Annotated in this window: 1 protein-coding gene; it reads right to left on the reverse strand. The window is 57.3% G+C overall.

All coding sequences use genetic code 11. From position 1 onward, the window contains the following. Nucleotides 1-14: 14 nt before the first annotated feature. Nucleotides 15-2,138, reverse strand: a complete 2,124-nt coding sequence (locus tag GYB81_RS10250) for a TonB-dependent siderophore receptor (protein ID WP_161865538.1) — start codon at nt 2,136-2,138, stop codon at nt 15-17. Between the last annotated feature and the right edge of the window lie 246 nt (nt 2,139-2,384).

The raw sequence follows: 2,384 nt of genomic DNA on the forward strand, positions 1-2,384 counted from the left end.
CACTCGGTTGCCGCTTACCAGCGCAGCGACACGGTACCGAGGAAGGTGCGTTCATCACCCCAGTAGCAGCGTCCGGCATTGTTGCAACCTGCGACGTACTCTTTATCGAAGAGGTTCTTGGCGTTGAGATCGACCGACCAGTTCTCGTCGATGTCATAGCCGATAGCGGCATCGACCAGGGTGACGTCGCCGGTATCCAAACGGCCATAGGAGACGACAGCGGGGTTGGTACCGGGCGGGTTGGTGTAAGCGAAGGTACTGTCGAAATGACGCACACCACCACCCAGACGCAGACCACGCAGGGCCCCATCGAGGAAGCGGTAGTTGGCCCAGACCGATGCCTGGTTGCGCGGTACGCCGGTCATCTGATTGCCTTCGAGCAGTGAGCCCGGCGCATCCTTGGTGACACGTGCATCGGTGTAGGTATAGGCAGCGGTGATATTCAGATTGGCGCTGATATCACTGCTGACCTCCAGCTCGACGCCCTTGGAGCGGCTCTCACCAACCTGACGGTAATCATTGATCCCCGCCTCGAAATAAACGTCATTCTCCTTACGCAGGTCGAATACAGCGGCAGTGAACATGGTGTTCCAGCCCTTTGGCTCGTACTTCAGACCCACCTCGTACTGCTCGGCGGTGATTGGGTCCAGAGGACCGTTGGTGGCGGAGGTTTCCTGCACCGGTACGAAAGCCGTGGAGTAACTGAAGTAGGGCGACAGACCGTTTTCGAACTGGTACATCACACCGCCCTGCCAGGTCCCCTTGTGATCGCTGAAATCAAGATCGGAGGCCGGCGCCAGTTTGTTGCGGTACTCGTTGTCGACCGAGTCGAAACGACCGCCGAGCAAAAAAATCCAGTTCTCATACTTGCTCTGCAACTGGCTGTAGACGCCAGTCATCTTCTGCTCAAGCAAGGTATTGCCTTGAGCAATCGGAGTGGTCGGTTCACCCACCACGCCCCAGGCCGGATTGTAGTAATCAATCAGCGGGATGACACCGACGTCCTGATTCTGATTGAAGGAAGTGCGGTCGAAGGCCAGCCCCATCAGCAGGGTGTGCTGTAGAGCACCCGTGACAAATTTGCCCTCCAGCTGATTATCCAGCGAGTAGGTCATGGACTTGTTGTAACGATCACGTGCCAGGTTGGTGCCCACAGTACTGCTGTAATTGGCACTGGACAAACTGCTGCTCGGCCAGACTTCGTTGCGCTGGATACGCGACTGCATATAGCGCGAGTTCTGGCGGAACTGCCAATCGTCGTTGAAGCGGTGAGTGTACTCGTAGCCCAGCGTCCAGACTTCGCGATCGAAGTCGTCCCAGTCCGGGTGACCCACAAGGGTGTCCTTGTCCAGCTTACCGTTGGGGTTGGGTAGCAGCGTACCGGCAGCCGGCAAGCCCAGCTGAATCTTAGTGCGATCCTTCTGATAGTTGGCCAGCAAGGTCAAACTGTTGTAATCGTCAAAGTTCAAGGTCAGCGACGGCGCGACGTAGATACGGTCATCTTGTACGTGGTCGACCGCAGTGTCGGCATTACGCCCCAACAACACCACGCGCCCCAGCACATTGCCGCTATCGTTCAATGGGCCCGAAACATCTACGCCAAGTTGACGGCGGTTGTTGGAGCCATAACTGAGCTGTACTTCGCCCTGCGAAGCAGCGGTCGGGCGCTTGCTGACCAGGTTGACCAGACCACCCGGTGCGTTCTCGCCATAGAGGATCGAGGTCGGCCCGCGAAACACTTCCACCCGTTCCAGACCATAAGGCTCGCTGGTGGTGTCGTAGCGGTTGCCTTGCACACGCAAACCGTCGCGCAGCAGGCCATAGCCGTAGTCGGTGGCATTGAAACCACGGATAAAGAAGTAGTCACCCGCCAGGCCGTCGCCCACGGCGAATGGTGGCGCGAAGATACCTGGCACATAGCCCAGCACATCGGTGAGGCTCTGCGATTTCTGGTCTTCGATACGCTTGCGGGTCACCACCGACACCGAGCGCGGCGTTTCCGACAGCGGCGTGCTGGTCTTGCTGGCGGTCAGACTTTTCTCGGCCTTGTAACCGTAGTCCGGGCCTTGCGGACGGTCCAGTTCGCCGGTGACCGTCTGCGACGGCAGCGTCACCTGGTCATCTTGCGCCTGAACCATTCCATGGCATGTGGCAGCAATTACCACGGCCAGACACTTCAGTTGAAAACGTCCAGCACCCTGCACTGCTTTCGACATCATCTTCTCCCCCGATACCGCCAGCCAATCCGCTGGCCTGTCAAAAAACGCTCGCTAGCCTAACCAATACCAGACTTAAACTAAATAGTAATTTTTATCATTTAGATGGCAATTTGAAACAACCTGCCCGGTTGACGACGAACGGACAGATTCGTGGTTTTGATTTCC

Origin of the sequence: Pseudomonas yangonensis (assembly GCF_009932725.1) — a bacterium.
GTDB classification, from domain to species: Bacteria; Pseudomonadota; Gammaproteobacteria; order Pseudomonadales; family Pseudomonadaceae; genus Aquipseudomonas; species Aquipseudomonas yangonensis.

Bases quoted from the DNA above. Each gene is read 5' to 3' on its own strand.
- GYB81_RS10250 (WP_161865538.1), bottom strand. From the start codon at position 2,138: ATGGTTCAGGCGCAAGATGACCAGGTGACGCTGCCGTCGCAGACGGTC.